Origin of the sequence: Caulobacter sp. FWC2 (assembly GCF_002742625.1) — a bacterium.
In the GTDB taxonomy this organism is placed as follows: domain Bacteria; phylum Pseudomonadota; class Alphaproteobacteria; order Caulobacterales; family Caulobacteraceae; genus Caulobacter.
Window position 1 is genome coordinate 1,198,558 of record NZ_PEBF01000001.1, and the last position, 26,462, is coordinate 1,225,019.

28 protein-coding genes and 1 other RNA gene are annotated in these 26,462 nt (G+C 67.9%); 22 read left to right on the forward strand and 7 right to left on the reverse strand.

What is annotated here, in order from left to right; translation table 11 throughout:
- The first annotated feature begins 115 nt into the window (after positions 1-115).
- Together dksA and CSW62_RS05770 are read left to right on the forward strand one after the other, a co-directional pair.
- Positions 116-544 (forward strand): RNA polymerase-binding protein DksA, encoded by a 429-nt coding sequence (dksA, locus tag CSW62_RS05765; protein ID WP_099576206.1) that lies wholly within the window; start codon positions 116-118, stop codon positions 542-544.
- Positions 545-685: 141 nt separating this feature from the next.
- Positions 686-2,224, forward strand: coding sequence for a sodium:proton antiporter (locus CSW62_RS05770; protein WP_099576207.1), 1,539 nt, complete (start codon positions 686-688; stop codon positions 2,222-2,224).
- Between the two features lie 3 nt (positions 2,225-2,227).
- On the opposite strand, the gene CSW62_RS05775 is transcribed toward CSW62_RS05770, so the two are convergent.
- The gene (locus CSW62_RS05775; protein ID WP_099576208.1) at positions 2,228-2,842 is read right to left on the reverse strand and encodes a pyridoxamine 5'-phosphate oxidase family protein; all 615 of its coding nucleotides are present in this window, start codon (positions 2,840-2,842) and stop codon (positions 2,228-2,230) included.
- Between the two features lie 50 nt (positions 2,843-2,892).
- Positions 2,893-3,255 carry a response regulator gene (locus CSW62_RS05780; protein ID WP_099576209.1) on the reverse strand — a complete coding sequence of 121 codons (363 nt, stop codon included), beginning with the start codon at positions 3,253-3,255 and terminating at the stop codon, positions 2,893-2,895.
- Positions 3,256-3,429: 174 nt separating this feature from the next.
- Here CSW62_RS05780 and CSW62_RS05785 point away from each other — a divergent pair, with 174 nt between their 5' ends.
- Genes CSW62_RS05785 through CSW62_RS05800 form a run of 4 tightly spaced genes read left to right on the forward strand, consistent with a single transcriptional unit; the run spans position 3,430 to position 6,243 of the window.
- Entirely contained in the window at positions 3,430-4,227 is a 798-nt protein-coding gene (locus CSW62_RS05785) for a crotonase/enoyl-CoA hydratase family protein (RefSeq protein WP_099576210.1), read from the forward strand.
- 4 nt (positions 4,228-4,231) lie between these two features.
- Complete coding sequence (locus tag CSW62_RS05790) at positions 4,232-4,834, forward strand: DUF3052 family protein (RefSeq protein ID WP_099576211.1); 603 nt, start codon at positions 4,232-4,234, stop codon at positions 4,832-4,834.
- A 14-nt stretch (positions 4,835-4,848) separates the two neighbouring features.
- The gene (locus CSW62_RS05795) at positions 4,849-5,700 is read left to right on the forward strand and encodes a helix-turn-helix domain-containing protein (RefSeq protein WP_099576212.1); all 852 of its coding nucleotides are present in this window, start codon (positions 4,849-4,851) and stop codon (positions 5,698-5,700) included.
- Between the two features lie 27 nt (positions 5,701-5,727).
- A complete protein-coding gene (locus CSW62_RS05800; protein ID WP_099576213.1) occupies positions 5,728-6,243 on the forward strand; it encodes an SgcJ/EcaC family oxidoreductase in 516 nt (171 codons plus the stop codon).
- Positions 6,244-6,247: 4 nt separating this feature from the next.
- Here CSW62_RS05800 and CSW62_RS05805 read toward each other — a convergent pair whose 3' ends face one another.
- Positions 6,248-7,738: an NAD(P)/FAD-dependent oxidoreductase gene (locus tag CSW62_RS05805; protein WP_099576214.1), complete on the reverse strand. Its 1,491-nt coding sequence runs from the start codon at positions 7,736-7,738 to the stop codon at positions 6,248-6,250.
- Positions 7,739-7,854: 116 nt separating this feature from the next.
- Between CSW62_RS05805 and CSW62_RS05810 the strand changes: the two genes are divergently transcribed.
- From CSW62_RS05810 to CSW62_RS05875, 14 genes are all read left to right on the forward strand, one after another.
- A complete protein-coding gene (locus tag CSW62_RS05810; RefSeq protein ID WP_099576215.1) occupies positions 7,855-8,748 on the forward strand; it encodes a DMT family transporter in 894 nt (297 codons plus the stop codon).
- Positions 8,745-9,473 carry an N-acetylmuramoyl-L-alanine amidase gene (locus CSW62_RS05815; protein ID WP_099576216.1) on the forward strand — a complete coding sequence of 243 codons (729 nt, stop codon included), beginning with the start codon at positions 8,745-8,747 and terminating at the stop codon, positions 9,471-9,473. The genes CSW62_RS05810 and CSW62_RS05815 overlap by 4 nt, the downstream gene beginning before the upstream one ends.
- Positions 9,473-10,072: an FMN-binding negative transcriptional regulator gene (locus CSW62_RS05820; protein WP_099576217.1), complete on the forward strand. Its 600-nt coding sequence runs from the start codon at positions 9,473-9,475 to the stop codon at positions 10,070-10,072. Before CSW62_RS05815 ends, CSW62_RS05820 begins: the two co-directional genes overlap by 1 nt.
- Before the next feature lie 49 nt (positions 10,073-10,121).
- Positions 10,122-10,504, forward strand: an RNA gene (gene rnpB / locus CSW62_RS05825) — RNase P RNA component class A.
- A gap of 330 nt (positions 10,505-10,834) precedes the next feature.
- A complete protein-coding gene (locus CSW62_RS05830) occupies positions 10,835-11,302 on the forward strand; it encodes a division/cell wall cluster transcriptional repressor MraZ (protein ID WP_099576218.1) in 468 nt (155 codons plus the stop codon).
- Positions 11,299-12,234, forward strand: a complete 936-nt coding sequence (gene rsmH / locus CSW62_RS05835; RefSeq protein ID WP_099576219.1) for a 16S rRNA (cytosine(1402)-N(4))-methyltransferase RsmH — start codon at positions 11,299-11,301, stop codon at positions 12,232-12,234. Before CSW62_RS05830 ends, rsmH begins: the two co-directional genes overlap by 4 nt.
- Complete coding sequence (locus CSW62_RS05840; protein WP_099576220.1) at positions 12,231-12,671, forward strand: cell division protein; 441 nt, start codon at positions 12,231-12,233, stop codon at positions 12,669-12,671. The genes rsmH and CSW62_RS05840 overlap by 4 nt, the downstream gene beginning before the upstream one ends.
- Positions 12,668-14,437: a penicillin-binding protein 2 gene (locus CSW62_RS05845; RefSeq protein WP_099576221.1), complete on the forward strand. Its 1,770-nt coding sequence runs from the start codon at positions 12,668-12,670 to the stop codon at positions 14,435-14,437. Before CSW62_RS05840 ends, CSW62_RS05845 begins: the two co-directional genes overlap by 4 nt.
- The gene (locus tag CSW62_RS05850; RefSeq protein WP_099576222.1) at positions 14,434-15,894 is read left to right on the forward strand and encodes a UDP-N-acetylmuramoyl-L-alanyl-D-glutamate--2,6-diaminopimelate ligase; all 1,461 of its coding nucleotides are present in this window, start codon (positions 14,434-14,436) and stop codon (positions 15,892-15,894) included. Before CSW62_RS05845 ends, CSW62_RS05850 begins: the two co-directional genes overlap by 4 nt.
- Positions 15,887-17,275: a UDP-N-acetylmuramoyl-tripeptide--D-alanyl-D-alanine ligase gene (murF, locus tag CSW62_RS05855; protein ID WP_099576223.1), complete on the forward strand. Its 1,389-nt coding sequence runs from the start codon at positions 15,887-15,889 to the stop codon at positions 17,273-17,275. Before CSW62_RS05850 ends, murF begins: the two co-directional genes overlap by 8 nt.
- Positions 17,275-18,387, forward strand: coding sequence for a phospho-N-acetylmuramoyl-pentapeptide-transferase (mraY, locus tag CSW62_RS05860; RefSeq protein WP_099576224.1), 1,113 nt, complete (start codon positions 17,275-17,277; stop codon positions 18,385-18,387). Before murF ends, mraY begins: the two co-directional genes overlap by 1 nt.
- A gap of 11 nt (positions 18,388-18,398) precedes the next feature.
- Positions 18,399-19,814 (forward strand): UDP-N-acetylmuramoyl-L-alanine--D-glutamate ligase, encoded by a 1,416-nt coding sequence (murD, locus tag CSW62_RS05865; protein WP_099576225.1) that lies wholly within the window; start codon positions 18,399-18,401, stop codon positions 19,812-19,814.
- A gap of 128 nt (positions 19,815-19,942) precedes the next feature.
- Positions 19,943-21,454 carry an ATPase domain-containing protein gene (locus CSW62_RS05870; RefSeq protein ID WP_099576226.1) on the forward strand — a complete coding sequence of 504 codons (1,512 nt, stop codon included), beginning with the start codon at positions 19,943-19,945 and terminating at the stop codon, positions 21,452-21,454.
- Positions 21,447-23,486: an ATP-binding protein gene (locus CSW62_RS05875; protein WP_099576227.1), complete on the forward strand. Its 2,040-nt coding sequence runs from the start codon at positions 21,447-21,449 to the stop codon at positions 23,484-23,486. Before CSW62_RS05870 ends, CSW62_RS05875 begins: the two co-directional genes overlap by 8 nt.
- Before the next feature lie 13 nt (positions 23,487-23,499).
- Here the strand turns inward: CSW62_RS05875 and CSW62_RS05880 are convergent, their stop codons facing one another.
- Complete coding sequence (locus CSW62_RS05880; RefSeq protein WP_099576228.1) at positions 23,500-24,516, reverse strand: sensor histidine kinase; 1,017 nt, start codon at positions 24,514-24,516, stop codon at positions 23,500-23,502.
- Between the two features lie 189 nt (positions 24,517-24,705).
- On the opposite strand from CSW62_RS05880, the gene CSW62_RS05885 reads away from it, so the two are divergent.
- Positions 24,706-25,137, forward strand: a complete 432-nt coding sequence (locus CSW62_RS05885; protein WP_099576229.1) for a thioredoxin domain-containing protein — start codon at positions 24,706-24,708, stop codon at positions 25,135-25,137.
- On the opposite strand, the gene CSW62_RS27220 is transcribed toward CSW62_RS05885, so the two are convergent.
- The 3 genes from CSW62_RS27220 to CSW62_RS05895 all read right to left on the reverse strand — a co-directional run bounded on the left by CSW62_RS27220 (position 25,134) and on the right by CSW62_RS05895 (position 25,924).
- Complete coding sequence (locus CSW62_RS27220; RefSeq protein ID WP_255408335.1) at positions 25,134-25,262, reverse strand: hypothetical protein; 129 nt, start codon at positions 25,260-25,262, stop codon at positions 25,134-25,136. The genes CSW62_RS05885 and CSW62_RS27220 overlap by 4 nt on opposite strands.
- A 4-nt stretch (positions 25,263-25,266) precedes the next feature.
- Positions 25,267-25,623 (reverse strand): DUF6481 family protein, encoded by a 357-nt coding sequence (locus CSW62_RS05890; protein WP_099576230.1) that lies wholly within the window; start codon positions 25,621-25,623, stop codon positions 25,267-25,269.
- A gap of 91 nt (positions 25,624-25,714) precedes the next feature.
- Complete coding sequence (locus CSW62_RS05895; RefSeq protein WP_099576231.1) at positions 25,715-25,924, reverse strand: cold-shock protein; 210 nt, start codon at positions 25,922-25,924, stop codon at positions 25,715-25,717.
- 259 nt (positions 25,925-26,183) lie between these two features.
- On the opposite strand from CSW62_RS05895, the gene CSW62_RS05900 reads away from it, so the two are divergent.
- Positions 26,184-26,459, forward strand: a complete 276-nt coding sequence (locus CSW62_RS05900) for a hypothetical protein (protein WP_099582187.1) — start codon at positions 26,184-26,186, stop codon at positions 26,457-26,459.
- Positions 26,460-26,462: the final 3 nt, after the last annotated feature.

Genomic DNA, 26,462 nt, shown 5'->3' on the forward strand with positions numbered 1-26,462 from the left:
GCGGGAGGCGCGCGACCTGAACGCGCCGCTCACGCGAGGTTCATTGAACCCGGCTCACCTTTTGCTATAAGCACGCAGCCCTTAAGGGCTGAGTTCATTGGGGCGTGAGGCGTTGATGCAAACGGCCACTGTTCTTGTAGAGAAGTCTGGCTATCGTCCTTCCGACGACGAGCCTTTCATGAATGAACGGCAGCTTGAGTATTTCAAGGACAAGCTGCTGGCCTGGAAAGAGGAGATCCTTCGCGAATCTCGCGAAACGGTCGCCCATCTCCAGAAAGAAACCGAGAATCACGCCGATCTGGCTGATCGCGCGTCCTCGGAAACCGACCGGGCTCTCGAGCTCCGTACCCGCGATCGTCAACGGAAGCTGATCTCCAAGATCGACCAGGCCCTGCGCCGCGTCGAGGATGGCTCCTACGGCTATTGCGAGGAGACGGGCGAGCCCATCGGCCTGGCTCGACTGGATGCTCGCCCCACGGCGACCATGAGCGTCGAGGCCCAGGAACGCCACGAGCGCCGCGAACGCGTCCACCGCGACGACTAAGCGCTGCTCGCCAAGGAAACTTGGGGCGACTGATGTGTTTCAAGCGGCCTTGGGTGGGGAGCCCAGGGCCGCTTTTGTTTGGGCCGCTTTCGTTTTGGGACCGGGCGCGTAAGGTCGTGCGCCGCCCCGGAGACACCGCGCTTGAGCTTTTTCGAGAGCCTGCTCGTCCTGCTGGCCGCCGCCGTCCTGCTGCTGCAGGTCTCGCGCCGGTTGAAGGCGCCGTATCCGGCCCTGCTGGCCGCTGCCGGCGTGTGCTTCGCCCTCGTCCCGGGTCTGCCGAAGATATCCATGGAGCCGCACACGGCCCTGGCCCTGTTCCTCGCCCCGGTGCTGGTCGACGCGGCCTTCGACTTCCCGGTCGCCGATGTGCGCAAGATGTGGCGGCCGTTGTTCGCCCTGGCCATCGTGGCGGTGATCCTGAGCGCCGCCGCCGTGGCTTGGCTGGGCGTGGCCATGGTCGGCCTTCCCATCGCCGCCGCCTTGGCCCTGGGCGCGATCGTCGCCCCGCCCGACGCCGCCGCAGCCACCGCCATCCTCACCAGCGTGCGTTTGCCGCGCGGTTCGGTCGCCGTGCTGAAGGGCGAGAGCCTGCTGAACGACGCCTCGGCACTGCTGCTGTTTTCGGCGGCCCTGGCTTTTCAGGCTCGCGGCGGCATCGACGCCGCCCTGGCCGTTAAGCTGACCCTGGCCGCCCCCGGCGGGGTGATCCTGGGGATCGTCCTGGCCCGGGTGCTGCGCTTCGTGAACCCGTTCGTGACTGGCACGCTGGGCGGCAACATGGCCGAGTTCGTCGCGTGCTTCGGGGCCTGGATCATCGCCGAGCGCCTCGGCCTGTCGGCGGTGCTGTGCCTGGTGGCGTTCGCCATGACGATCGCCCGCACGGCCGGTCTGCGCACGCCGCCCCGGATGCGCATCCACAGTTTCGCCGTCTGGACCTCGTCGGTGTTCCTGCTGAACGTCCTGGCCTTCCTGCTGATGGGTTTGCAGGCGCGGACGATCGTGGCGGACATGCCGCGCGACCGGCTGATGGAGGCGGCGGTCTTCGCCGCGGCGGTGGTTGGCTGCCTGGTCGTGGTGCGGATGGTCTGGGTGCTGACCTATATCCGGCTGTCCCAGATCTTCCCGCGCTTGCGGGGCGACGCCTATCCGACGCCTAGCCTGCGCCACGGCGTGCTGGTCGGCTGGTGCGGCATGCGCGGCCTCGTCACCTTGGCGACCGCCTTCGCCCTGCCGGCCGACTTCCCGCAGCGCGACCTGATCGTGCTGACCGCCTTCGCCGTCGTTCTGGCCACGCTGGTGCTGCAGGGCCTGACCCTGTCACCACTGGTCCATCTGCTGGGCCTGGACGGCGAGAACGGCCTCGACGAGGAACTGGCCCGCACACGCGCCGACATGGCCGGCGCCGCCCTCAAGGCGCTGGAGGGCAAGACGGGCGCGGCCGCCGACCACTGGCGCTACCGCTTCGCTGCCGTCCCGACCACGATCCCGACGAGGGCCGGCGAACTGGAAGCGCGGCGAACCCTGGGCCTGAAGGCCCTCCGCCGCCAGCGTGAGCGGCTGGAAGAACTGCGCGACAGCCAGGCCGTCGGCGCCGACGCCTTTCTGGTCCTGCAGGAGGAGCTGGATTTCGAGGAGGTCTCGATAAGCCGCGAGGACGAACGGCAGATCGAGGAAAACTGAGCGTCACCACATCGTCTTCGCGGCGCGATCCGGCCATTCACGGTCGTAGGTCTCGCCCCCGACCTCGCCGGCCGTGACCGCCGCCAGCATGGCGCCGGGCGTGGGCAGGGACCTCGGGTCGACCTGGCTTTCCGGCTTCCAGAGGCCCGAGCGGACGATGGCGCGGGCGCACTGGAAATAGGCTTCCACGACCGTGACCACCATGACCGTGCGCGGCGCCTTGCCGTCGACGGCGAAGCTTTCCAGCAGATCGGGATCGACGCTCAGCACCGCCCGGCCATTGACGCGGAAGGTCGTGCCCGAGCCCGGGATCAGGAACAGCAGCGCCACGCGCGGATCGCGCACGACGTTGCGCAAGGAATCGATGCGGTTGTTGCCGCGCCGGTCGGGCAGCATCAGCGTCCTGGGATCGGCGATGCGGACGAAGCCGGGCAGGTCGCCGCGCGGGCTGCAGTCCAGGCCTTCGGGCCCGACGGTGGCCAGGGCCACGAATGGCGAGGCCTGGATCAAGGCCGCGTAGTGCGGGGTGATGTGGTCGGTGACCTTGACGGTCGAGGCGGGCGCGGGCTGTGGCTGATACAGCGTCTCAAGCGCCTCAACGGTAGTGATCTCGTACATCGCGTCCTCCCGTCACCAGAGCCTAGGGCCTTGGCGGACGGCGGACAATCTCAGGATAGGGCGGCGCGGGCGCAGGCCTCGCGCAGGCGGCGGGCCGAGATCGGCTTGTCGACGATGGGGGTGAGGCGACCCTGCAACTGGTCGGCGTTGCCGGTGACATAGACGACGGGGATCCGGCCCAGCTGGCGTTGGATCGCCTCGACGGCCTCCTCGCCGGTGCCGCCGACGATACGATAGTCGGCCGTTATCAGATCTGGCGGATTGGCCATGGCCAAGGCCAAGGCGTCCGACAGGCTGTCGGCAATATCGAAACTCGTGAAGCCCTGCTCCGCCAGGAGGGCTTCGACCTCGAACGCGACGAGGATTTCATCCTCGATAATCAACACGTGTCGGGCCTTCCCACGCTCGGTCATTCGCCGCAGCCTTCGTGATCGTCCCTGTCTCCAGTCAATGTCGCCACGCGTCGCCACGCCAGTCGCGTTTTCGTGATCTCCCTGAACGCAAAGGTTGTATTGGCCTGTTCGGCTGCGCTGCGTGGGAAAGCAGGCTATGGAAGGAAAAAATCAGAATTCGCAGGAGCGCCACCCTTGTCCCTGATCCTTACCGAGAAGCGCGGCCACGTCGCCATCCTCACCCTGAACCGCCCTGAGGCGATGAACGCCCTGGGCGCGCCGGGCGACGGCGACCAGGTGGCCGCCGCGTGCGAGGCGATCAATGACGACCAGGACATCCGCTGCGTGATCCTGACGGGCGCGGGCAAGGCCTTCTCGGCCGGCGGCGACGTCAAGGCGATGAAGGCGCGCGAGGGCGCGTTCGGCGGCAACGGCGTGGCCGTGCGCGACGGCTATCGCAAGAACATCCACCGCGTCGTGCGGGCCATCTATGGCCTGGAGGTTCCGTCTATCGCGGCGGTGAACGGCGCGGCGATCGGCCTGGGCTGCGACGTGGCCTGCATGACCGACATCCGCATCGCCGCCGACACCGCCAAGTTCGGCGTGACCTTCCTCAAGCTTGGCTTGATCCCCGGCGACGGCGGCGCCTGGCTGATGCCGCGCACCATCGGCATGAGCCGCGCGGCGGAACTGCTGTTCACCGGCGACGTCATCGACGCGGCCAAGGCCGCCGACTGGGGCCTGATCAGCAAGGCCGTGCCGGCCGACCAACTGATGGACGAGGCCCTGACGCTGGCCAATCGCATCGCCCAGCAGCCGCCGCACGCCCTGCGCATGGCCAAGAGCCTGCTCAAGCACGGCCAGACGGCCAGCTACGACACCCTGATGGAGATGAGCGCGGCCGCCCAAGCCATCGCCCACCACACCGAGGACCACATGGAAGGCGTCGACGCGATCCTCGAAAAGCGCGCGCCCGTGTTCAAGGGCGCTTGAGGTCATGGGTAAGGAAGCGAGCGGCGTCTGGGGTCAGCTGTCGGACGGCGACAGCGAGGGCAAGCTGCTGTGGGAGCCGCCGAAGCTGATCTTCCGCGGGGCCTATCGCGGGATCTATCAGGGCCACGCCCTGAAGAACCTGCGAACGGAAGGCGATGACCTGGTGCTCAGCGACGGCACGCGCTTCACGCTGGCGCCCGGCCAGGCCGACAAGTGGCTGCACGCCATCCAGAACCCGCCCTCGCGCCTGGACAAGCTGGGCGTCAAACCGGGCATGACCGTGGTGGTCGACGGCGTCGAGGACGAGGACTTCCTGGCCGAGCTGTCCACCCGCGTCGAGCCCGTCGACGCCGACGAGGCCGATGGCGTCGACATCCTGTTCCTGGCGGCCGACGACCTGGCCGATCTCGATCGGCTGGAGGACCTGATGTGGACCCTGGGCGAGAAGGGCGCGATCTGGATCGTCTCCCAGAAGGGCAAGGGCGCGCCGCTCAAGGATACCGACGTGCTGACTGCCGCGCGCGGCTTTGGCCTGTCCGACACCAAGGTCTGCGCCTTCTCCAAAAGCCACACGGCGCTGCGCTTCGTCAGGCGCAAGAGCGCCTAGAGCGGAGCGGGGCGATGTTCGAGGTCCGCAGCCTTCGTCCATCGCCCCGTCTTTCGGCCTATGTCCGGGCATTCGAAGCCAGGACTCAACGCCTGGACGCCCAGGTCGTCCTGCGGCCCCTGCCGGCGCGGCCCGAACAGTTTCTCGAATTCTATCTGGCCGACCGCTATCGCGTCCGTGACGCAGCCACGGGCGCGGTCGATACGACTCCGGCGGCGGTGCTGGTCGGACCGCAGACCTTCCGGCGGGTCGACGTGCTGCTGGCCGGCGACCTTGATCTGTTCACGATCCAATTCACCCCGACGGGTTTCCACGCCCTGTTCGGCCATCCCGCGACCCTGCTCACCGATCAGGCCCACGCCGCCGACGCCGTGCTGGGGCGAGAGATCGCCGAGATTGGAGAGCGTCTGCAGGAAGCGGGAAGTCTCTCGCGCCGCGCCCTGATCGCCGAGGCCTGGCTCAACCGACGTCTCGACACGTGCGCGCCGGACCCGATCGCCTGGGCGGCCCGGCGGATGGAGGCCTTTCATGGCGGGGTTCGGGTCGCGGATCTGGCAGCCGCCGCGGACTTGGGCGAGCGGCAGTTCGAGCGGCGGTTCACCACCGCCGTCGGTGTCTCGCCCAAGCGCTATGCGCGCATCCTGCGGTTCCGCTCGGCCTTGCGGCTCAAGGGCGAGGAGGCCGAGAGCGGGTGGGCCGCCATCGCCCAGGCCGCCGGCTATGTCGACCAGGCTCACATGATCCACGAGTTCCGGGCCCTGTCCGGCGAGACGCCACAGCAGCTCATGCGCGCACTGGCCCCGGCGCGGGAGCGTCATTCGCCGGAGGTCGGAAATCTACAATCGACCGGTTCACCCGTCGCCTAGCGTCAATCGGCGGCGCGGGAGGCGGGCATGATGGACAGGCGGACGATCCTGGCGATGGGAGGCTTGACGATGGCGGCGGAGATCTTGGGGATGACGACGAGCGCGGCTGCGGGGACGCCGGAGATCGAGGGCCTGATCAAGGCCTATTTCGACGCCTGGAACGCCAACGCGCCCGAGCGGTTCGCGGACATCTTCTGGCCCGATGGTTCGTGGGTCAATGTCGTGGGCATGCACTGGCGGGGGCGCGACCAGGTCGTGTTCGCGCACGTCGCCTTCCTCAAGACCATCTTCAAGGACTGCAAGCAGACCCTGGTTTCGACCGAGTCGCGCCTGGTGGCGCCGGGCGTGGCCCTGGCGGTGGTCACCCTGATCCAGGACGCCTATGTCACGCCCGATGGCCATTCGATGCCGCGCGCCCACGACCGCCTGACGCTGATGGCGGTGGAGCGCGAAGGGGCCTGGCGGTTCATCCATGGCCACAACACGATCGTCAACGATCAGGCCGCCAACAACGACCCCGTCTTGCGGATGAAGGTGGGCTAGCGGATCAGGCCGGTTCCATCGCCTTCACAGGCTTGGCTTTCGCCTCGGCCTTACGGCCGAACTGCATGACCCCGTCCTCGACCTTGCCCAGGCGCAGCGCGGCCAAGTCCAGGGCGTAGTTCTGGTGGACCTTCCACGGCTTGCGCAGCCCCTGCTTGGGGAACTGGCCGATGGAGCGGGTGACGTAGCCTGACGAGAAGTCGAGCCACGGCGCAACCTCCATCTCGCCGTCGACGCGGGGCACGCAGAAGTCGGTGCGCGTGCGGGTCATGTGGTTCAGCAGGCGGCAGACATATTCGCTGGTCAGGTCGGCCTTCAGCGTCCAGCTGGCGTTTGTGTAGCCGAACGCCGAGGCCAGGTTCGGCACGTCGCTGAACATCATGCCCTTGTAGCTCATCGACTGGGACAGATCGGCGACCTTGCCGTCGACCACGACCTCCATGCCGCTCAGTAGCTGCATCTGCAGGCCCGTGGCCGTGACGATGACGTCGGCGTCGAGGGTCTTGCCGGACCTCAGCTGGATCCCGGTTTCAGTGAAGGTCTCGATGTGGTCGGTGACGACAGAGCTGGCGCCCGACTTGATCGAGTCGAACAGGTCGGCGTCCGGCACCAGGCACAGGCGCTGGTCCCATGGATTATAGCGCGGCGTGAAGTGCGTGCCGATGTCGTAGTCGGGCCCCAGGTGGTCGCGGACCATGCCCAGCAGCCGTTCCTTGACCTTTTCCGGCTTCTTGCGGGCCATGTTGAAGAACAGCATCTGGAAGAGGACGTTCTTCCAGCGGGTGAGGCCGTAGGCGGTCATGGCCGGCAGCTTGGAGCGCAGCCAGTTGGCGACGCCGTCCTCGGCCGGACGCGAGACCACATAGGTCGGCGAGCGCTGCAGCATAACGACGTGGCTGGCCGTCTTGGCCATCTCGGGCACCAGGGTCACGGCGGTGGCGCCGCTGCCGATCACCACGACCTTCTTGCCGGCGTAGTCCAGGCCTTCCGGCCAGAGCTGCGGGTGGACGATCTTTCCCTGGAAGCGATCCACGCCCGGGAAGTCGGGCGTATAGCCGGACGAATAGCGGTAGTAGCCAGAGCACATGTAGAGGAAGCCGCACGTGAACTGGACGATCTGACCGTCGTGCTCGGCCTCTACGGTCCAGGTCGCGGTCTGCGTCGACCAGCTGGCCCGCTTGACCATGTGCTTGAAGTGGATATGGCGGTCGACGTCGTGCTCGCGGGCGGTTTCGCGCACGTAGCCCAGAATTGACGGCCCGTCGGCGATGGCCTTGGCGGCCTTCCACGGCTTGAAGCTGTAGCCCAGGGTGTACATGTCGCTGTCGGAGCGGATGCCGGGATAGCGGAACAGGTCCCAGGTGCCGCCGATCGCCTCGCGTCCTTCCAGGATCGCATAGGTCTTGCCGGGGCAGTGCTTCTTCAGGTGATAGGCCGCGCCGATCCCTGAAAGCCCCGCGCCCACGATCAGGACGTCGACATGTTCGATGGTCATCCGCTTCCGCCCATTTGCTCCGCCCGCCGGTTGACCCGGCGTGGTCGTATGTGAACAGTGTTCACCAACAAACGACCGTTTTGACCGAACGTCAACCGCGGCCTATCGGATAGTTCATGTCTCTTCGCGACTTCGGCCTGCTGGTCCTGATCTGCCTGGTCTGGGCCAGCAACAACATCATCTCCAAGATCGTGGTCGCCCACTGGGGCGTGCCGCCGCTGTTCTATGCGGCCGTGCGCTTCTCCCTGGTGGCGCTGGCGACCTTGCCCTGGCTGCTGCCCGCGCCGAAGCCGACCTGGCGGATCGTGGTGGTGGCGCTGCTGATGGGGGCGGGGAACTTCGCCCTGCTGTTCATGGGCTTCAAGACCGCCTCGCCCTCGGCCGCCTCGGTGGTGATCCAGCTGGGCGTGCCGTTCACAACCCTGCTGTCGATGCTGATGCTGGGCGAGACCATCCGCTGGCGGCGCGGTCTCGGCATCGCCCTGACCCTGGCCGGCGCGGTGACGGTGATGTGGAGCCCGCACGGCTTCGTGCTGTCGCCCGGTCTCTGGCTGATCGTCGCGGCGGCCTTCGCCGGTTCGCTGGGCGCGGTGATGATGAAGCAGGTCGAGGGCGTGCGACCCCTGCAGTTCCAGGCCTGGGTTGGCTTCTCGTCGATCTGGCCGCTGGCGGCGATGAGCGCGGCGATCGAGCCCGGGCAGGTCGCGGCGGGGATCGCGGCCGGCTGGCCGTTCGTGGCGGCGGTGGTGTTCTCGGCCCTGGTTGTTTCGGTCGTGGCCCATACGGCCTATTACGGGCTGATCCAGCGCTACGAGGCCAATCTCATCGCTCCGCTCACCCTGCTGACGCCGCTCTTCACCATCCTGCTGGGCGTGCTGGTCACCCACGATCACTTCGACCTGCGGATGGGCGTGGGAGCGGGCCTGGCCCTGACCGGCGTCTTGATCATCGCGCTTCGGCGGAATCAGGTCATGCCGTTGCTGATGTCGATCCGGAACCGCGCCCAATGAGTCTGAGCCTTATCGAGGCCCCGTCGCCGAACTTCGACGCCCGCAAGGCGGCGCCCGATACGATCGTCCTGCACTATACGGGCATGGAGACCGGCGAGGCGGCGGTCGAGCGCTTGCGCGACCCCGAGGCCAAGGTCTCGGCCCACTATTGCGTCGAGGAAGACGGCCGCATCTACCGTTTGGTGCCGGAGGAGCGCCGCGCCTGGCACGCCGGGGCCGCCTTTTGGAAGGGCGTCAAGGACATCAACTCGGCCTCGATCGGCATCGAGATCGTCAATCCCGGCCACGAGTTCGGCTATCGCCCGTTCCCCGAGGCCCAGATCGCTTCGGTGATCAACCTGCTGGCCGACGTGCGCTCGCGCTGGATGATTTCCGACAGCCGGATCCTCGGCCACTCCGACATCGCCCCGGCCCGCAAGATCGATCCCGGCGAACTCTTCCCGTGGAAGCGCCTGGCCGAGAGCGGCCACGGTCTCTGGATCGAACCACCCCCATCGCCCGGCGCGCCGCTGGGGCCGGGCGAGGAGGGGACCGGCGTGTTCGCGCTGCAGGCGGGCCTGACCCGCCTGGGCTTCGACTGCGCTCCGACCGGCAAGTACGACGATTGGACCATGACGGTGATCTCGGCCTTCCAGCGTCACTGGCTGCAGAGTCGCTTCGACGGTATCGCCGACGGCGAGACCCGGGCGCGTCTGGTGGGGCTGCTGCGCGCGGCGGCCGACTGATGCACCCGGACGGCCGCTTTCGCGTCGAGGATCGCGCGGTCCTGCTCGACTTCATCGCCGCGCATCCGTTCGTGACGATCGCCGCCGCGGTCGGCGGTCGGCCGTTCGTGGCCCAGTCGCCAGTGGTGATCCGGGACCTGGACGGTGAGATCGCCCTCGACTTCCACCTGTCGCGCGGCAACGTCCTGACGCCGCACTTGACCCAGGGTTTCCGGGCGGTGGTGCTGGCCACGGGGCTGGACGCCTATATCAGCCCCGACTGGTATGAGAGCGCCGACCAGGTTCCGACCTGGAACTACCAGTCCGTCGAGGCCGAGGGCTCGGTTGCGCCGCTGAATGAGGCCGAGCTGATCGCGCTGCTCGACGACCTTTCGGCCCAGGAAGAGGCGCGGCTGCTGCCCAAGAAACCTTGGACCCGCGACAAGATGAAGCCCGGCAAGTTCGAGTCCCTGCTGCGCGGCATCCAAGGCGGACGCCTGTTCGTCGAGCGGCTGGACGGGACGTTCAAGCTCTCGCAGAACAAGGGCGACACTGATCGGCTAGGCGCGGCCAAGGGGCTGGGCGAGCATCCGATCGCTGAGCTGATGCGAGACGTCTGACGCTCAAGCGTTGACGTTTGGGCTCCGCACCGTCAAACACCGTCCCGGACCAGATGATCGGGCGGTCGCGTCGTCTTCGGACGCCGAGGAAAGTCCGGGCTCCACGGTGACAAGGCGGTGGGTAACGCCCACCGGGAGCGATCCCAGGGATAGCGCCACAGAAAGCAAACCTCCTCCCTACGGGGCGGGAAGGGTGAAAGGGTGGGGTAAGAGCCCACCGCGGACCTGGCGACAGGGACGGCATGGCAAGCCCCGCCTGGAGCAAGACCGAATAGGGACCCCGCGCCGACCTCGCGTCGGATAGGCCGTCACTGGCTGAGAGGGTCCGGGTAGGTCGCGAGAGCCGTCCAGCAATGGCCGGCCTAGAGGAATGATCGTCGCCGTCGCTTTCGAGCGGCGGAACAGAACCCGGCTTACAGATCATCTGGTCCGCAACCTCCCCGTTTTGGCGGGGAGGCGACAGAGAGCGTTCCTCCGAAGCGCTCCGGAGTCTTCCGCCAGCTTGGGGAAGGCGACAGAACTCGAAATTCACATCCGATGGGACGAACTGGGGCGGGCCAAGGCGTTGCTCTATCTAGTTCTGTGTATGTTCTGTGGATTAACTTCCGCGCCCAGTGAAGAAGGGGTGCGACACCTTTGAATTGTCGATGAAATGGCAGTCGGTGTCATTGTTTCCCAGTTCATCCCATGTTAACCCAATTTGCGTCGGGGCGAGGTGTTGCAGCTCGCCGACCGGCTTGGGCTTGGGCGGGGTTGGCTTCAGTGTTTCTCTCGACGTTCGAGAAACAGCTCGACAGCAAGCGGCGCATCGTTGTGCCGCAGGAATTCCGCGCGGCCGTCTCCGGCATGTTCGACGGCATCTTCTGCTTCCCCTCGATCGAGGCCGATTGCCTGGAAGCTGGCGGAAAAGCCTTGTTCGATCGTTACTTGGCGGTGATCGAGGAGATGCCGTTCGGCGATCCGACCCGGACGGCGCTGGAAACCAGCGTCCTGGGCGGCATGGCCAAGCTTTCCTTTGATACAGCTGGTCGCATTACGCTCCCCGATCACCTGTGCGACATGTGCGGCCTCACGGATTGGGTCGCTGTCGTCGGTATGGGTGAGCGTTTTCAGATCTGGTCTCGCGAGGCCTTCCAGGCTCATCGCGCGGCGCAGCGTGACTTGGCGCGCGAAGGCCTGGCGGCCCTGCGCGCCCAGCAGCGCGTGGCCAAGTTCGGGGCCGCGTCGTGAGCGAAGCTCCGCACATCTCCGTCCTGTTGAACGAGGTGGTCGAGGCCCTGGGCGCCCAGCCCGGCGAGACCGTAATCGACGGCACCTTCGGGGCGGGCGGCTATACCCGCGCGATCCTGGCCACCGGCGCGACCGTCGTCGGTTTCGACCGCGACCCGACCGTCCAGAAGTTCACCGAAGGCCTGCCGGCGGACCGCTTCCGCCTGATCCAGGACCGCTTCTCGCAGATGGCCGAGCATTTCGAGCCGCAGTCGGTCGACGGCGTGGTGCTGGATATCGGCGTGTCGTCCATGCAGCTGGACGAGGCCGAGCGCGGCTTTTCGTTCATGCGCGACGGTCCGCTGGACATGCGGATGAGCGACACGGGGCCGACCGCCGCCGACCTCGTCAATGAGCTGGACCACACCGAGCTGGCCCGCATCCTCTATGTCTATGGCGAGGAGCACGCCTCGCGCCGCATCGCCAGCTTCATCGTCAAGCGCCGTGAGGAGCGTCCGTTCGAGCGAACCCTGGATCTGGCGCACGTGATCGAGCGCGCCCTGGGTGGCCGCAAGGGCGCCAAGGTGCACCCGGCCACGCGCTCGTTCCAAGGCCTGCGCATCGCGGTGAACGAAGAGCTGGCCGAGCTTGAAGCCGGCCTTGTCGCCGCCGAGCGGATCCTGAAGCCGGGCGGTCGGCTGGCGGTGGTGACGTTCCACTCGCTGGAAGACCGTATCGTCAAGAATTACCTGGCCGAGCGGGCCGGGCGCACGCCGGGCGGCTCGCGCCACCTGCCGCAGGCGCCGACTGGCGCGCCGGCCAGCTTCCAGCTGATCGCCAACAAGGCCATCGCGCCGGGCGAGGCCGAGCTCGCCGTCAATCCGCGCGCGCGCTCGTCCAAGCTGCGCGCCGCCGTGCGCACGACGGCGCCCGTGTGGGAGGCCGGCGCATGACCAGCGTCGGCCTGTTCGATCGTCGCATCCGGGGCTTCCGCATCGTCGAGGTCGCGGGGATGGGCGTGCTGCTGACCCTGGTGACCAGCGTCTATCTGGCCAAGACCTTCGCGGGTCGCGAGCGCCAGGAGATCAGCCGCATCGAACAGGAGATCGGCGACGAGGGCGTCCGCAAGCGCCTGCTGGAAGCCGAGGTCGCCCACCTGGAGCAGCCGCGTCGCATCGAGCAGCTGGCGCAGATGATGCAGCTGAAGCCGATCGCGCCGGACCACGAAATCTCCGAGGACGCCTTGATCGACGTCGCGCGCCGTCGCGAGCTGCCGCGCGCGCCGATCTCGGCGGCGCCGGTCGCGCCCGAGGCCCTGGCCGCCGATGCGCCGGAAGCCGTGCCCGACGACCTCCCGCCGCCGCCGCAAGCCGAAGGGGCTCAGCGATGAGCCTCTCGAATCTTGGTCCCGGCGGCTTCCAGTCGCCGCTGTGGCGGTGGCTGATCGAGCGGGTCTGGCGGCTGGAGCACGCCTTCGAGCGGTCGCGCGCTGCAGCCAAGCCCGAAGACGACACGCGTATCCGCATCTTCCTGGTCATGGGCTTCTTCAGCCTGTGCTTCGTCGGTGTCGGCCTGGGCGCTGGCTGGGCGGCGCTGTTCTCGGACGCCGGGCGTGGCAACGGCTACGCCCAGGGTGCGGAAGGCGCGCGCGGCGATGTGGTCGACCGCAATGGCAAGCTGCTTGCCGTCGACCTGGCCCACTACGCGCTCTATGTCGACCCGCGCGAGGTCTGGGACGCCCGGGAAGTGCGCCGCGCCCTGGGCAAGGCCCTGCCGCAGGTTCCGGCCAAGCGCCTGGACAAGGCCGTGTTCGGCGATCACCGCGCCTTCGTCCTGGGCGGCCTGACGCCCGACGAAAAGGACGCCATCTTCAATCTGGGCCTGCCCGGCATCTCGTTCGAGGAGCAGGAGCGTCGGATGTACCCCATGGGCCCGACGGCCGCGCACCTCGTCGGCTTCGTCGACAGCGGCGGCAGGGGGCTGGCCGGCGCCGAGCGCGCCCTGGACGATCCGATCCGCAAGGCCGCGAGCGGCGAGGGCGGCCCGACTCAGCTGTCGATCGACGTGCGCGTGCAGGCGGCCCTGGAGGACGAACTGCGCAAGAGCGTCGCCGAGTTCACGCCGAAGGGCGCGGTGGGCCTAGTCACCAATGTCCACACCGGCGAGATCCTGGGTCTGGCCAGCTGGCCCGACTACGACGCCAACAAGGCCGGCGACGCCACCGACGAGCAGAAGCTGAACCGCGCCGCCGCCTCGGTCTACGAGATGGGCTCGACCTTCAAGGCCTTCACGGTGGCGATCGGTCTGGACACCGGGGTGGCAACCCCGTCCTCGACGTTCGACGCGCGCGAGCCCTTCAAGCTGGGCTATCGCACGATCCACGACTATCACGCCGCAAAGGCCATCCTGACCCTGGTCGAGGTGTTCAAGCACTCGTCGAACATCGGCACCGCCATGCTGGCGGAGCGGATCGGCGGCGAACGGCTGAGCCAGTACTTCTCCAATCTGGGCCTGACCAAGCCGGCCAAGGTCGAACTGCCGGAATCGGCGCGTCCCCTGACCCCGCGCAAATGGGACATGGATGCGGTGGCCTCCACCTCGTTCGGCCACGGCATGAACGTCAGCCCCCTGGCCCTGGCCCAGGCGATGAACACCCTGGTGAACGGCGGGGTCTTCCGGCCCCTGACCATCCGCAAGCTGCCTGACGGCGTGCGCCCCGAAGGCCGCCGCGTGATCTCGGAAAGCACCTCGGCCGAAATGCTGAAGATCATGCGGGCCAACGTCATCCCGGGCGAGGGCGGCAGCGGCGGCAAGGCCGACGTGCCGGGCCTGTCCGTCGGCGGCAAGACCGGCACCGGCGAGAAGTACGACCCCTCGATCCGCGGCTACAACCACCAGCGCCAGGTCTCGTCGTTCGCGGCGGTGTTCCCGACCGATGGCCCGCTGGAAGCGGACCGCTACTTCGTGCTGATCCTGATGGACGAGCCGCACGGCACCGCCAAGTCGTTCGGCTTTTCGACCGGCGGCTGGGTCGGGGCGCCGCCCGCTGGCAAGGTGATCGAGCGCATCGCGCCGTTCCTGGGCGTGAAACGCAAGACCGAGCTGGTAACTATCGCCAGTCAACCCAAGAGCGCCGTACCGGGGGCAGGGCTATGACAAGACATCTGTCGGAACTGTTCAACCGCCCCTTCGCCAACGATCCGGTGATCGCCGGCGTCACCGCCGACAGCCGCAAGGTCACGGCCGGCTGGCTGTTCGCCGCCCTGCCAGGAACCAAGGTCGACGGCCGCGACTTCGCGCCGGGCGCGGTGTCCAAGGGCGCCGCGGCGATCCTGGCGCCCGAGGGCGGGCTGGAGGGCCTGGGCGTTCCGGTGGTCCGCTCCGAGGACGCGCGCCGCGCCTACGCCCTGGCCTCGTCCGCCTTCTGGGCCAAGCAACCGGCCATGTGCGTGGCCGTCACCGGCACCAACGGCAAGACCTCGGTCGCCGGCTTCTGCCGCCAGATCTTCGCCAAGCTGGGCCACAAGGCCGCCAGCATGGGCACCCTGGGCGTGGTGGTGAGCGAAGCTGGCCAACCGGATCAGCAACTGACCCCGCCGGGCCTGACCACGCCGGACGCCGGCGACGTCGCCGAAATGGTCGCGCGCCTGGCCGAGATGGGCGTCACCCACCTGGCCCTGGAGGCCAGCTCGCACGGCGTCGACCAGCGCCGCGTCGACGGCGTCAAGCTGCGCGCCGCCGGCTTCACCAACTTTACCCAGGACCACCTCGACTATCACGGCTCGATGGAGGCCTATCGCGCCGCCAAGCTGCGCCTGTTCGACACGCTGACCCCCGGCGGGGCCATGGCGGTGCTGAACGCCGACAGCGAGGCCTTCCCGAACTTCGCCGCCGCCGCCATCACCTCGGGCCAGAGCGTGTTCTCGGTGGGCGAGGACGGCCAGGGCCTGCGCCTGATCTCGCGCACCCCGACCCCGGCCGGTCAGGACCTGGTCATCGAGGCCGACGACGTCGTCCACCACATCAAGCTGCCGCTGGCCGGCGCCTTCCAGGCTTCGAACGTGCTGGTCGCGGCCGGCCTGTGCGTCGCCGCGGGCGAGGACGTCGCCAAGGTGCTGAAGGCGCTGGAGAGCCTGGAAGGCGCCGCCGGGCGCCTGCAGCGCGTCGGTCGCGGCCCCAAGGGTGGCGAGGCCTATGTCGACTACGCCCACACGCCGGACGGTCTGCAGACCGTGCTCGAAGCTCTCCGTCCGCACACGCGCGGCAAGCTGATCGCCGTGTTCGGGGCCGGCGGCGATCGCGATCGCGGCAAGCGTCCGCTGATGGGCGCGATCGGCGCCACGCTGGCCGACATCGCCATCGTCACCGACGACAATCCGCGCTCGGAAGACCCGGCCTCGATCCGCGCCGCCATCCTGGAAGCCGCACCGGGCGCCCGCGAGATCGGCGACCGCCGCGCCGCAATCCGCGCCGCCGTCGACCTGATGGGCGATGGCGACGTGCTGGTCATCGCCGGCAAGGGCCACGAGCAGGGCCAGATCGTCGCCGGCGTCGTCCACCCGTTCGACGACGTGGCCGAAGCCCTGGAAGCGCTGGAGGGCGTGGATGCCTGAAGCACTTTGGACCGCTGACGAGATCGCCAAAGCCGTCGGCGGCAAGGTCGTCGGCGACTTCGCCGTGACCGGCGTTTCGATCGACACCCGAACCGTTGAGGCTGGCGACCTGTTCGTGCCGCTGGTCGGCGTGCGCGACGGTCATGACTTCGTCCCGCAAGCGGTCGCCAATGGCGCGACCGGCGTCTTGGCCGCCAAGGCGGTCGACGCTCCGGCGGTGATGGTCGAGGACACCTTCAAGGCGCTGGAACGCTTGGGCGTCGCCGCTCGTGAGCGCGCGCCGCAATGCAAGCGCGGGGCGGTGACCGGATCGGTCGGCAAGACCAGCGTCACCCGCGCCGTCGAGGCCGGCCTGCGCCTGGCGGGCAAGGCCCACGCCTCGGTGAAGAGCTACAACAATCACATCGGCGTGCCGCTGACCCTGGCCCGGATGCCGCGCGACACCGAGCGCGCCGTGTTCGAGATCGGCATGAACCACGCCGACGAGATCACGCCGCTGTCGGGCTTCGTCCAGCCGCACGCGGTGGCGATCACCACTGTGGGTCCGGTCCACCTGGAGAACTTCCCCGACGGCGAGCAGGGCGTGGCCCGCGCCAAGGCCGAGATCTTCGCCGGCCTGCGGCCTGGCGGCATCGCCGTGCTGAACGCCGACAACCGCTGGTTCGAGTTCCTCAAGGCCGAGGCCGAGAAGGCCGGCGCCACCGTCTGGAGCTTCGGCGAGGCCCCGGGCGCGACCGCGCGTCTGACCGGTTTCTCGGTCGAAGGTGAGGGCGCCACGGTCTCGATCGATCTGCGTGGCGAGGCCTTGAGCTTTCCGATCCGTCAGACCGGCGTCCACTGGGGTCCCAACAGCCTGTGCGTCCTGCTGATGCTGGAGGCTCTGGACGTGCCGCGCGAGACGGCGCTGGCCGCCCTTGCCGCTTTCGCTCCGATCGAAGGGCGCGGCGCCGAGAAGACCGTCCGTATCGACGGCGGGGCCTTCACGCTGGTGGACGAGAGCTACAACGCCAATCCGGTCTCGATGCAGGCCGCCCTGAAGACCCTGGGCGCGCGCAAGGTCGCCGGTCGCCGGGTCGTGGCCCTGACCGACATGCTCGAACTGGGCGAGGACAGCGACCGGTTTCACGCCGAGCTTGCAGGCCCGATCGACCATGCAAACGTTGACGTCGTTTTTGTCGCAGGCGTCCACATGAAATCGCTGTGGGAGGCGCTTCCGCCGACTCGGCGAGGCGGCTACGCGGAAGTTACTGAAAAGTTAACGGCGCAGCTGGCGGGGGCTATCCGGCCTGGCGACGTGGTGATGGTGAAGGGGTCGAACGGCTCCAAGGCCGGGGTTCTCGCCCGGGCCCTGGCGGCGCTCGACCTTGGGGAACAGGGCTGATGCTGTACTTCCTGTACGAATGGCTGGCGCGCTCGCAAGAGCATGTTCCGGCGCTGAACCTGTTGAAATACCTGACCTTCCGGTCCGGCATGGCGATGCTGACCGCCTATATCGTCGCCGTGGCCATGGGCTCGCGCTTCATTCGTTGGATGAAGGCCAAGCAGGGCAAAGGCCAGCCGATCCGCACCGACGGCATCGCCCGTCACGTCACCGAGAAGGCCGGCACGCCCACGATGGGCGGCTTCATGATCCTGGCCGGCCTGTTCGTCGGATCGCTGCTCTGGGCCGATCTGCGCAACATCCACGTCTGGGTCGTGCTGCTGATCACCGGCAGCTACGGCCTGCTGGGCTTCATGGATGACTACGCCAAGGTCACCAAGCAGACCACGGCCGGCCTTTCCAGCGTCCAGAAGCTGGTCGCCCAGTTCGCCGTGGCCATCGTCGCCGCCGTGATCCTGATCCTTTGGGCGCCCAAGTCGCCGATGACGCCGGGCATGGAGACCAGCGTGGTCTTCCCGATCTTCAAGGCGCTGGTGATCAATCTGGGCTGGTTCTACGTGGTGTTCGCCGCCGTGACGATCGCCGGCTTCTCCAACGCCGTGAACCTGACCGACGGCCTGGACGGCCTGGCCATCGTGCCGGTGATGTTCGCCGCCTCGACCTTCGGCCTGATCGCCTACCTGGTCGGCAACTACAAGTTCGCGGACTATCTGAACCTGCACTTCGCGCCGGGCGTCGGCGAGCTGGCGGTGCTGTGCGGCGCGATCATCGGCGGCGGCATGGGCTTCCTCTGGTACAACGCCCCGCCGGCCAAGATCTTCATGGGCGACACCGGTTCGCTGGCCCTGGGCGGCGCGCTGGGCGCGATCGCCGTCTGCGCCAAGCACGAGCTGGTCCTGGGCATCGTCGGCGGCCTGTTCGTGGCCGAGGCGCTGAGCGTCATGATCCAGGTCGCCTACTTCAAGAAGACCGGCAAGCGGGTCTTCCTGATGGCGCCGATCCACCACCATTTCGAGAAGCTGGGCTGGGCTGAATCTACCGTCGTGATCCGGTTCTGGATCGTGGCGATGATGCTGTCCTTCGTCGGCCTCGCCACGCTGAAGCTGCGTTAGGGAGCCCGAGTATGATCCCCGTCCGCGGATTCGAGGACAAGACCGTCGCAGTGTTCGGCCTGGGCCGAACCGGGCTGACGGCCGCGCGCGCCTTGATCGCGGGTGGGGCGAAGGTCGCCCTCTGGGACGAGAAACCCGAGAGCCGCGAGGCCGCGGCTGCCGAGGGGTTCCCGGTCGTCGACCTTCAGGCCGCCGACTGGAGCCAGTTCGCCGCCCTGATGCTGTCGCCGGGCGTGCCGCTGACCCACCCCAAGCCGCACTGGACCGTCGGCAAGGCCAAGGCCGCCGGCGTCGAGATCCTGGGCGACGTCGAGCTGTTCGCCCGCACGGTCAACGCCGCGCCGGCGCACAAGCGCCCGAAGATCATCGCCATCACCGGCACCAACGGCAAGTCGACCACCACCGCCCTGATCGGCCACCTCTGCGCCTCGGCTGGCCGCGACACGCGGGTCGGCGGCAATATCGGCCTGGGCGTCCTTGGCCTGGAAGACATGCACGGCGGCGCGGTCTACGTGCTGGAGCTGTCGTCCTACCAGCTGGACCTGACCTCGAGCCTGAAGCCCGACGCGGTCGTGCTGCTGAACATCTCGCCCGACCACCTGGATCGGCACGGCGGCATGGACGGCTATATCGCCGCCAAGCGCCGGATCTTCCTGAACCAGGGCAAGGGCGACACCGCGATCATCGGCGTCGACGATCCCTGGTGCCAGCAGATCTGCACCGAGATCACGGCCGCCAACCGTCGCACCATCTGGCCGATCAGCGCGGGCAAGGCGATGGGCAGGGGCGTCTATGCCCTGCAGGGCGTGCTCTATGACGCCACGGGCGAGCGGGTGGTCGAGATGGCCGACCTGCTGCGCGCCCGCAGCTTGCCTGGCCGCCACAACTGGCAGAACGCCGCGGCCGCCTACGCCGCCGCCCGCGCCATCGGCATCCCCGCCCACGACGCGATCGAGGGTCTGATGACCTTCCCGGGCCTGGCGCACCGGATGGAAACCGTCGGCAAGATCGGCAGGGTCCGCTTCGTCAACGACAGCAAGGCCACCAACGCCGACGCCGCCCGCCAGGCGATGTCCAGCTATCCCAAGTTCTACTGGATCGCCGGCGGCGTCGCCAAGGCCGGCGGCATCGACGACCTGAAGGACCTCTTTCCGCGCATAGCCAAGGCCTATCTGATCGGTGAGGCGGCCAACGTCTTCGCCGTGACCCTGGCCGGCAAGGCCGACGCGAAGATGAGCGGCACGCTGGAAAAGGCCGTTCAGCAGGCCTATGCCGACGCCGCCGCCAGCGGCGAGGACGCCGTCGTCCTGCTCTCGCCCGCCTGCGCCTCGTTCGACCAGTTCAGCGACTTCGAGGCCCGGGGCGAAGCCTTCCGCGCCGCGGTCAACGGACTGACGGTCAGCGGCGGCAAGTCGGCCGTGGCCTGAAGGCCGTATCACCCAAAGACTCCGCCGCCGTCCGCGTATCGGGCGCGGCGCGCTGAACTTAGCCTTGGCTTCGGCGTTCAACCGTCATGCGCCGCTGAGGGGGCTGGCGCGTCGTCCACGGAGCGAACATGTCTGAAGCCAGGGTCGAGACGGAAGGCGCCCGCGTCAGCACAGGGGTGCCAGGGCTTGACGACATCCTGGGCGGCGGCTTGACGCGCGACCGCATCTACCTGGTCGAGGGTACGCCCGGTTCGGGCAAGACCACCCTGGCGCTGCAGTTCCTGCTGAAGGGGCGCGAGCTGGGGGAGAGCGGGCTCTACATCACGCTTTCCGAAACCGAGCATGAACTCAAGGCGGCCGCCGCCAGCCACGGCTGGTCGCTGGACGGTATCGACCTGTTCGAGCTGGTCAGCGAAGAGGGTCTGGACCCCGACAGCGAGCAGTCAGTGCTGCACCCGTCAGATGTCGAGCTGGGCGAGACCACGCGCGGCGTGATGAGACAGGTCGAGCAGACTAGGCCGCTCCGCGTGGTCTTCGACAGCCTCTCGGAGATGCGGCTGCTGGCCCAGAACCCGCTGCGCCACCGCCGCCAGATCCTCGCGTTGAAGCACTTCTTCGCCACCCGCCGGTGCACGGTACTGCTGCTGGACGACCAGACCGCCGAGGATGGCGACCTGCAGCTGCACAGTATCGCCCACGGGGTGATCAGCCTCCGACGGATGACCCAGGAATATGGCGCGCAGCGCCGCCAGCTGGAGGTCGTCAAGATGCGGGGGATCAAGTTCCGCGGCGGCTTCCACGACTTCTCGCTCGACACCGGCGGCATTCAGGTCTTCGAGCGTCTGGTGGCGGCCGACCATCCGGCCACCTTCGTTCAGGAGAGGGTGTCCACGGGCTCGCCGGGCCTTGACTCGCTCATGGGCGGCGGGCTGACGCGCGGCACCAACACCTTGATCAGCGGCCCTTCGGGTGTTGGCAAGACCACCACGTCGGTGCGCTGCGCCCTGACCGCCCTCGAGCGCGGCGAGACGGTGGCCTACTACCTGTTCGACGAGGGCCTGACGACCTTGCTGGCGCGCTCCAAGGCGCTGAGCATGGACCTGAAACCCTATATCGACAGCGGCCAACTGGCGGTCCGCGCCATCGACCCGGCCGAGCTGTCGCCGGGCGAGTTCGCCTTCCTCGTCCGCGACGCGGTGGAGAGGCTGGGCGCGCGGACGGTCGTCATCGACAGTCTCAACGCCTACCTCCAGGCCATGCCGGGGCAGAAGTTCCTGCTGCTGCAGATGCACGAGCTGCTGACCTATCTCAACCAGCAGGGCGTGGTGACCCTTCTGATCCTGGGCCAGCACGGGTTCATCGGCGAGGTCCGCAGCGATATCGACCTCAGCTATCTCAGCGACGGCATCCTGCTGTTCCGGTTCTTCGAAGCCGCCGGTTCGGTGCTGACGGCGGTTTCGGCGGTCAAGAGCCGCACGGCCGAGCACGAAAAGACCATCCGCGAAATCCGCCTGACGGAAAACGGCATCCAAGTTGGCGAGGCGCTGACCGACTTCCAGGGCGTGATGTCCGGCCTGCCGTCGTACCAGGGCAATATCGTCATGCTGGGCGGGGAGAAAAGTCGGCCGGCGGATGCCTAAGCCCATCCTCATCCTGGCGCCGCGAGGGCGCGATGCGGCGGTCATCGCCGAGACCCTGGCCCATGTCGGTCACGCCTGTCAGATCTGCGCCGACCTTGAGACGCTCACTCGGGCGCTGGGCGACGAGGCTGGCGCGGCGATCCTGACGGAGGAGGCGCTGGCCCAGGGCGCGACCAACGCCCTGACGGACTGGCTGGACCATCAGCCCAGTTGGTCGGACTTTCCGTTCATCGTGCTGGTCACCAAACAGGCCGGCAAGCGGGCCCAGGCTGACGCCGAACGTCTCAAAGGCATCGGCAACATCGTGCTGCTGGAGCGGCCGATCAACGCCGAGACCCTGGTCAGCGCGGCCCATTCGGCGATCCGCGCCCGTCATCGCCAGTACCTCGCCCGTGACCATCTGCACGCCCAGACCAAGGCCGAGGAGCAACTGCGCTTCGCTCTGGAAGCCGGCAAGCTCGGCGCCTGGGACCTGGATCTCGACAGCGGGGCCCTGACCACCTCGGCGGCGACGCGCGCGCACTTCGGCCACGCGGCCGAGCAACCGCTGACGCTGGCCGCCATCGAGGCGGCCGTTCATCCGGAGGACGAGGCGTTGCGCGCCACCGCGCTGGCCGCCTCGATCACACGGGCCGAGGACTACGACGTCGAGTACCGGATTTTCTGGCCGGACGGTTCTCTGCACTGGGTGCAGGTGCGGGGACGCCTCAACCTGACCCTGCCTGGCGAGCCGCGGCGGATGTCGGGAATCAGCCTCGACATCACCGCCCGCAAGACGGCCGAGGCGGAGCTGCGGCTGCTCAACGAGACGCTCGAACAGCGCATCGCCGACAGCATCGGCGAACTGCGGCGCGCCAACGAACGCCTGCTGGCCGAGATCAGCGAGCGCGAGCAGGCCCAGGCCGCCCTGGTTCAGGCCCAGAAGATGGACGCCATCGGCCAGCTGACCGGCGGTATCGCCCACGACTTCAACAACCTGCTGACCGCCATCGTCGGCAATATCGACATGATCGAGCGGCGCAGCGACGACGAGCGCGTCAAGCGCATGGCCGCCAACGCCCGCGAAGGCGTCGAGCGCGCCACCAAGCTGACCGCGCAGCTCCTGGCCTTCTCGCGCAGCCAGCAACTGGACCTGCAACCCGTGGAGGTCGACGCGCTGATCGCCGGCATGGACGACCTGCTGACCCGGACCCTGGGGCACACGGTCGAGGTCCGCATGGCGCTGGCGGCCGGACCGGCGCGGGCCAATGCGGACGCCAACCAACTGGAGCTGGCGGTACTGAACCTGGCCATCAACGCCCGCGACGCCATGGGCGAGGGCGGAACGGTGACCATCTCCAGCCGGATCTCCGACGAGTGGCACGAGGGCCTGCAGCCTGTCGGCCACGTCGTGATCGCGGTCGGCGACACCGGCCACGGCATCCCCGAGGCGCTGCTGCAAAAGGTGTTCGATCCCTTCTTCACGACCAAGAGCGTGGGCAAGGGGACCGGGCTTGGCCTCAGCCAGGTCTATGGCATCGCCACCCAGTCGGGCGGCACGGTGCGGATCGACAGCACCGTCGGGGTCGGCACGACGATCGAGATCTGGCTGCCGGTCACCGAGGCCGGTGATCGCGTCCGGCCCAGCGACATTCCGCCGAACGAGACCCCGCTCAGCGAGGGCGAGCGCGTCCTGGTGATCGACGACGACCCCAGCGTCCGCCGGTTTCTGGTCCAGTGCCTGCGCTCCCTGGGCTACCGCGTCACCGAGGCTGCGGGCGGGCAGGAAGGGCTGGCGCGGCTGGTGGAGGACCGGCCGGACCTGATGGTCGTCGACTTCGCCATGCCGGGCATGGACGGCGCCCAGGTGGCCAAGCGCGCGCGGCAGGTCATTCCCAAGCTCGGGATGCTGCTGATCACCGGCTACGCGGACGCCGGCGCCATCCGGGAGCTGGTCAATTCCGAAGCGGTCCTGCGCAAGCCGTTCAAGGTCAGCGATCTGGCTGTCGCTGTCCGCAAGGCGTTGGGCGAGCGCGCCGCGGTGGTCAGCTAGGTCGCGAAAGCCGTCAGCCCAGCGGCATGAACGCGTCGACCTTATCCAGCGCTGCCAGCGGCGAGCGGATCGAGCACCTCAAGCCCTCCGAGCGGTAGTCCACCGCCACCGCGCCGCCCAACTCGTTAGGAAGGGCGGTCTGGACGATGCGCGTGCCAAACCCACGCCGCTCGGGCGGGCGCACGGTTGGCCCGCCCCGTTCAGCCCATTCAATGACCAACTGGTCGTCGGGATCGATCGACCAGTGGACGTCCACATGGCCGTCGGGGGCTGAGAGGGCGCCATACTTCAGGGCGTTGATCGCCAGTTCGTGGAAGGCCAGGGCCATGACCACGGCGGGCTTGGGCGAGACCTGCAGGTCCTTGCCGGTGATGGTCAGCTGGCGGGGGTGGGTGCTGTAGGGCGCGACCGAACCGTCGACGATCTGGCGCAGGCTGGCCGCAGACCAGTTCTGGTCGGTCAGCACGTTGTGGGTGGCGGCGATGGCCATCAGCCGGCCTTCCAGGGCGTCGCGCACCGACGGTTCCACCCCGGCGTTGCGCAGCGATTGGTTGGCGATCGACTGGATGGTCGCCAAGGTGTTCTTGACCCGGTGATTGAGCTCGTTGACCAGCAGCTGCCGGTGCGCCTCGGCTGTGCGCTCGCCGGAGACGTCGCGCGAGGTGGCCAGCACCCGGATCACACGGCCGTTCTCCAGAATCGGCGAGACGGTGGTCTCCCACCAGCGCGGCGCGCCACGCGCCGTGGGGCAGAAGGCGCGGAACGCGACGGCGTTGCCGCTGAGCGCGGCGCGCAGAGCCTGCTCGACGGTTTCGCGGCTCTCGGACGGCCACATATCGGGCCAGTAGCGCAGGCGGTTACGGCCGTCGAAGTCGTCGATCTCGAGCAGCGACTGGCCCTGGGCGTTGATGTACTCGACGTGGCCGGCGGCGCTGATCACGCGGATGCAGTCCTGGCTGGCCTCGACGATGCTGAGGAAATAAGCCCCCGCACCCTCCAGAACGGCCTTGTCTGATCCTTCGTCGGCCACACCGCGCCCCTGCCACACAGCCCATGATCACCGGCTGGCGCGGGAATTCAAGCAAAGCCTGTGCGACATGGGGCGCCTTCGCGCGTCTTGCGCTGGTCCGGGCGTCAAACCATCTGAATTCGCTTGGCGCCTTGGTGGAACGGCGCGCTTTCGCGGCTGTTTCGCAAGTCAGGGCTTGAAGGAGTTTCGATGTCCCAGGTCGTCTGTGTCGCCTGCGGGGCGGGCAATCGCCTGCCGGAGGATCGCGATCCGCTGTCGGCCAAGTGCGGCCGTTGCAAGTCGCTGCTGTTCACCGGCGGACCGACGGCCGTGACCGGCGCGGACCTTGACCGTCACCGTCGCCTGACAAAGGGAACGGCGCTGCTGCTGGATGTCTGGGCGCCGTGGTGCGGGCCCTGCGTGAGTATGGCGCCGGCCTTCGCGGCGGCCGCCCGTCAGCTGGAGCCGACGATGCGCTTGTTGAAGCTTGATTCTGAGGCCGAGCCGGCCGCGGCGGGCGCGCTGAACGTCAGCAGCATCCCGACCTTGGTGCTCTATCGCGATGGCCAGATCGTCGCGCGCCAGACCGGGGCCATGACCGCGCCGCAGATCGTCGACTGGGCGCGGCGCGCTCTCGTTTAGCCGTCGTTCGACGGAGACGGGTCATCCGAAGCGGGACGCTTGGCGGCGGCTTTCTCGGCGGCCTTGGCCGCCTTCTGGCGCTCGCGTTCCTTGCGCTCGAAATCGTAGTTAGGTTTGCGAGCCACCGGTCTAGTTCCGGGCCTTGCGGGCGGCGTATTTGGCGTCGCGCTTGGCTTTGGCTTCAGAGGCTGAGAGCGCCTTGCGTTCCTTACGCTCACCGCGCTTGGCGGACAGGGCGTCGGCGTCCAGAGCGGCTTGCGCCTCGATCTGTGCGGCTTCGGCGTCGGCGGCGGCCTGCTTGATGGCGGCCTTGGCGTCGGCGCGGACCTTGCGGACCTCGACCAGCTCCTGGGCGCGCAGCGAGGCGCGCTCGGCGAAGAGCGGATCGATGCTGGCGACGCGCGGCTTGAACTTGGCCAGCAGGGCGGCCTTGGCGTCAGCGGCGGTCTTCAGGCGGTCCGAATGGCGGATGTCTAGTGGGTTCATGGTCGCTTTCGTATCCGGACGCGAGATCGCGGACCGGCGGGAAGGTAAACGAACGCCCGGCCCGGATGATCCATCCGGGCCGGGCTAATTCCTAGGCGGCGGTCAGCTGACCGGCCGACATCTTGCCGCTGCGCTGGTCGCGTTCGAGTTCGAAGTTGATCTTCTGGCCTTCATCGAGCGAGCCGAGGCCCGAACGTTCAACGGCCGTGATGTGCACGAACACGTCGGCGCCGCCGTCGTTGGGTTGAATGAAGCCAAAGCCCTTGGTGGAGTTGAACCACTTCACGGTGCCGGTAGCCATGGATGTATTCCTTGCATGACATGAAACGCGCGGCCCGAATACGAGCCGCGTGATCAAATTTTCGGAGAGGATTTGGAGAGGCTCGGGGCTCGATCCGAAGAGCAAGCGTGGAGAGCGGCCGAACCAGTTCGATATTCGATGAAATATACCATGCGCCGGAAGATGGAAATCCGCAAGCAATTTCTGAAGATTATTCTACATGCGGCGATTTGGTTCTGTAATAATGCGGCATGCTTTTCAATTTCGTGTCTCGTATTCGATGCCAGTAGCCAAGGTTCAGAAGCTTCCCCGCACCGGAGACGGCGTGCTGACGGTCGCCCGCCAGGATAGCGCCGTGGCCTTCTCCCTGCTCCTCGCCAGCGGCCCCGCAGGGCGCAAGAGCGGCAAGGGCAGCGTCACGGGCGACCCTGACATCCTGCGGCAGGCCTTCCGGGCCGGCGAGTGCCGGCTGACGCTGGATGACAGCGAGGCGATCAACATCGCCGTGGTCGCCCATACCGAGGGCGGAGAGGTGGCCTATTTCGAATTGCGCTGATCG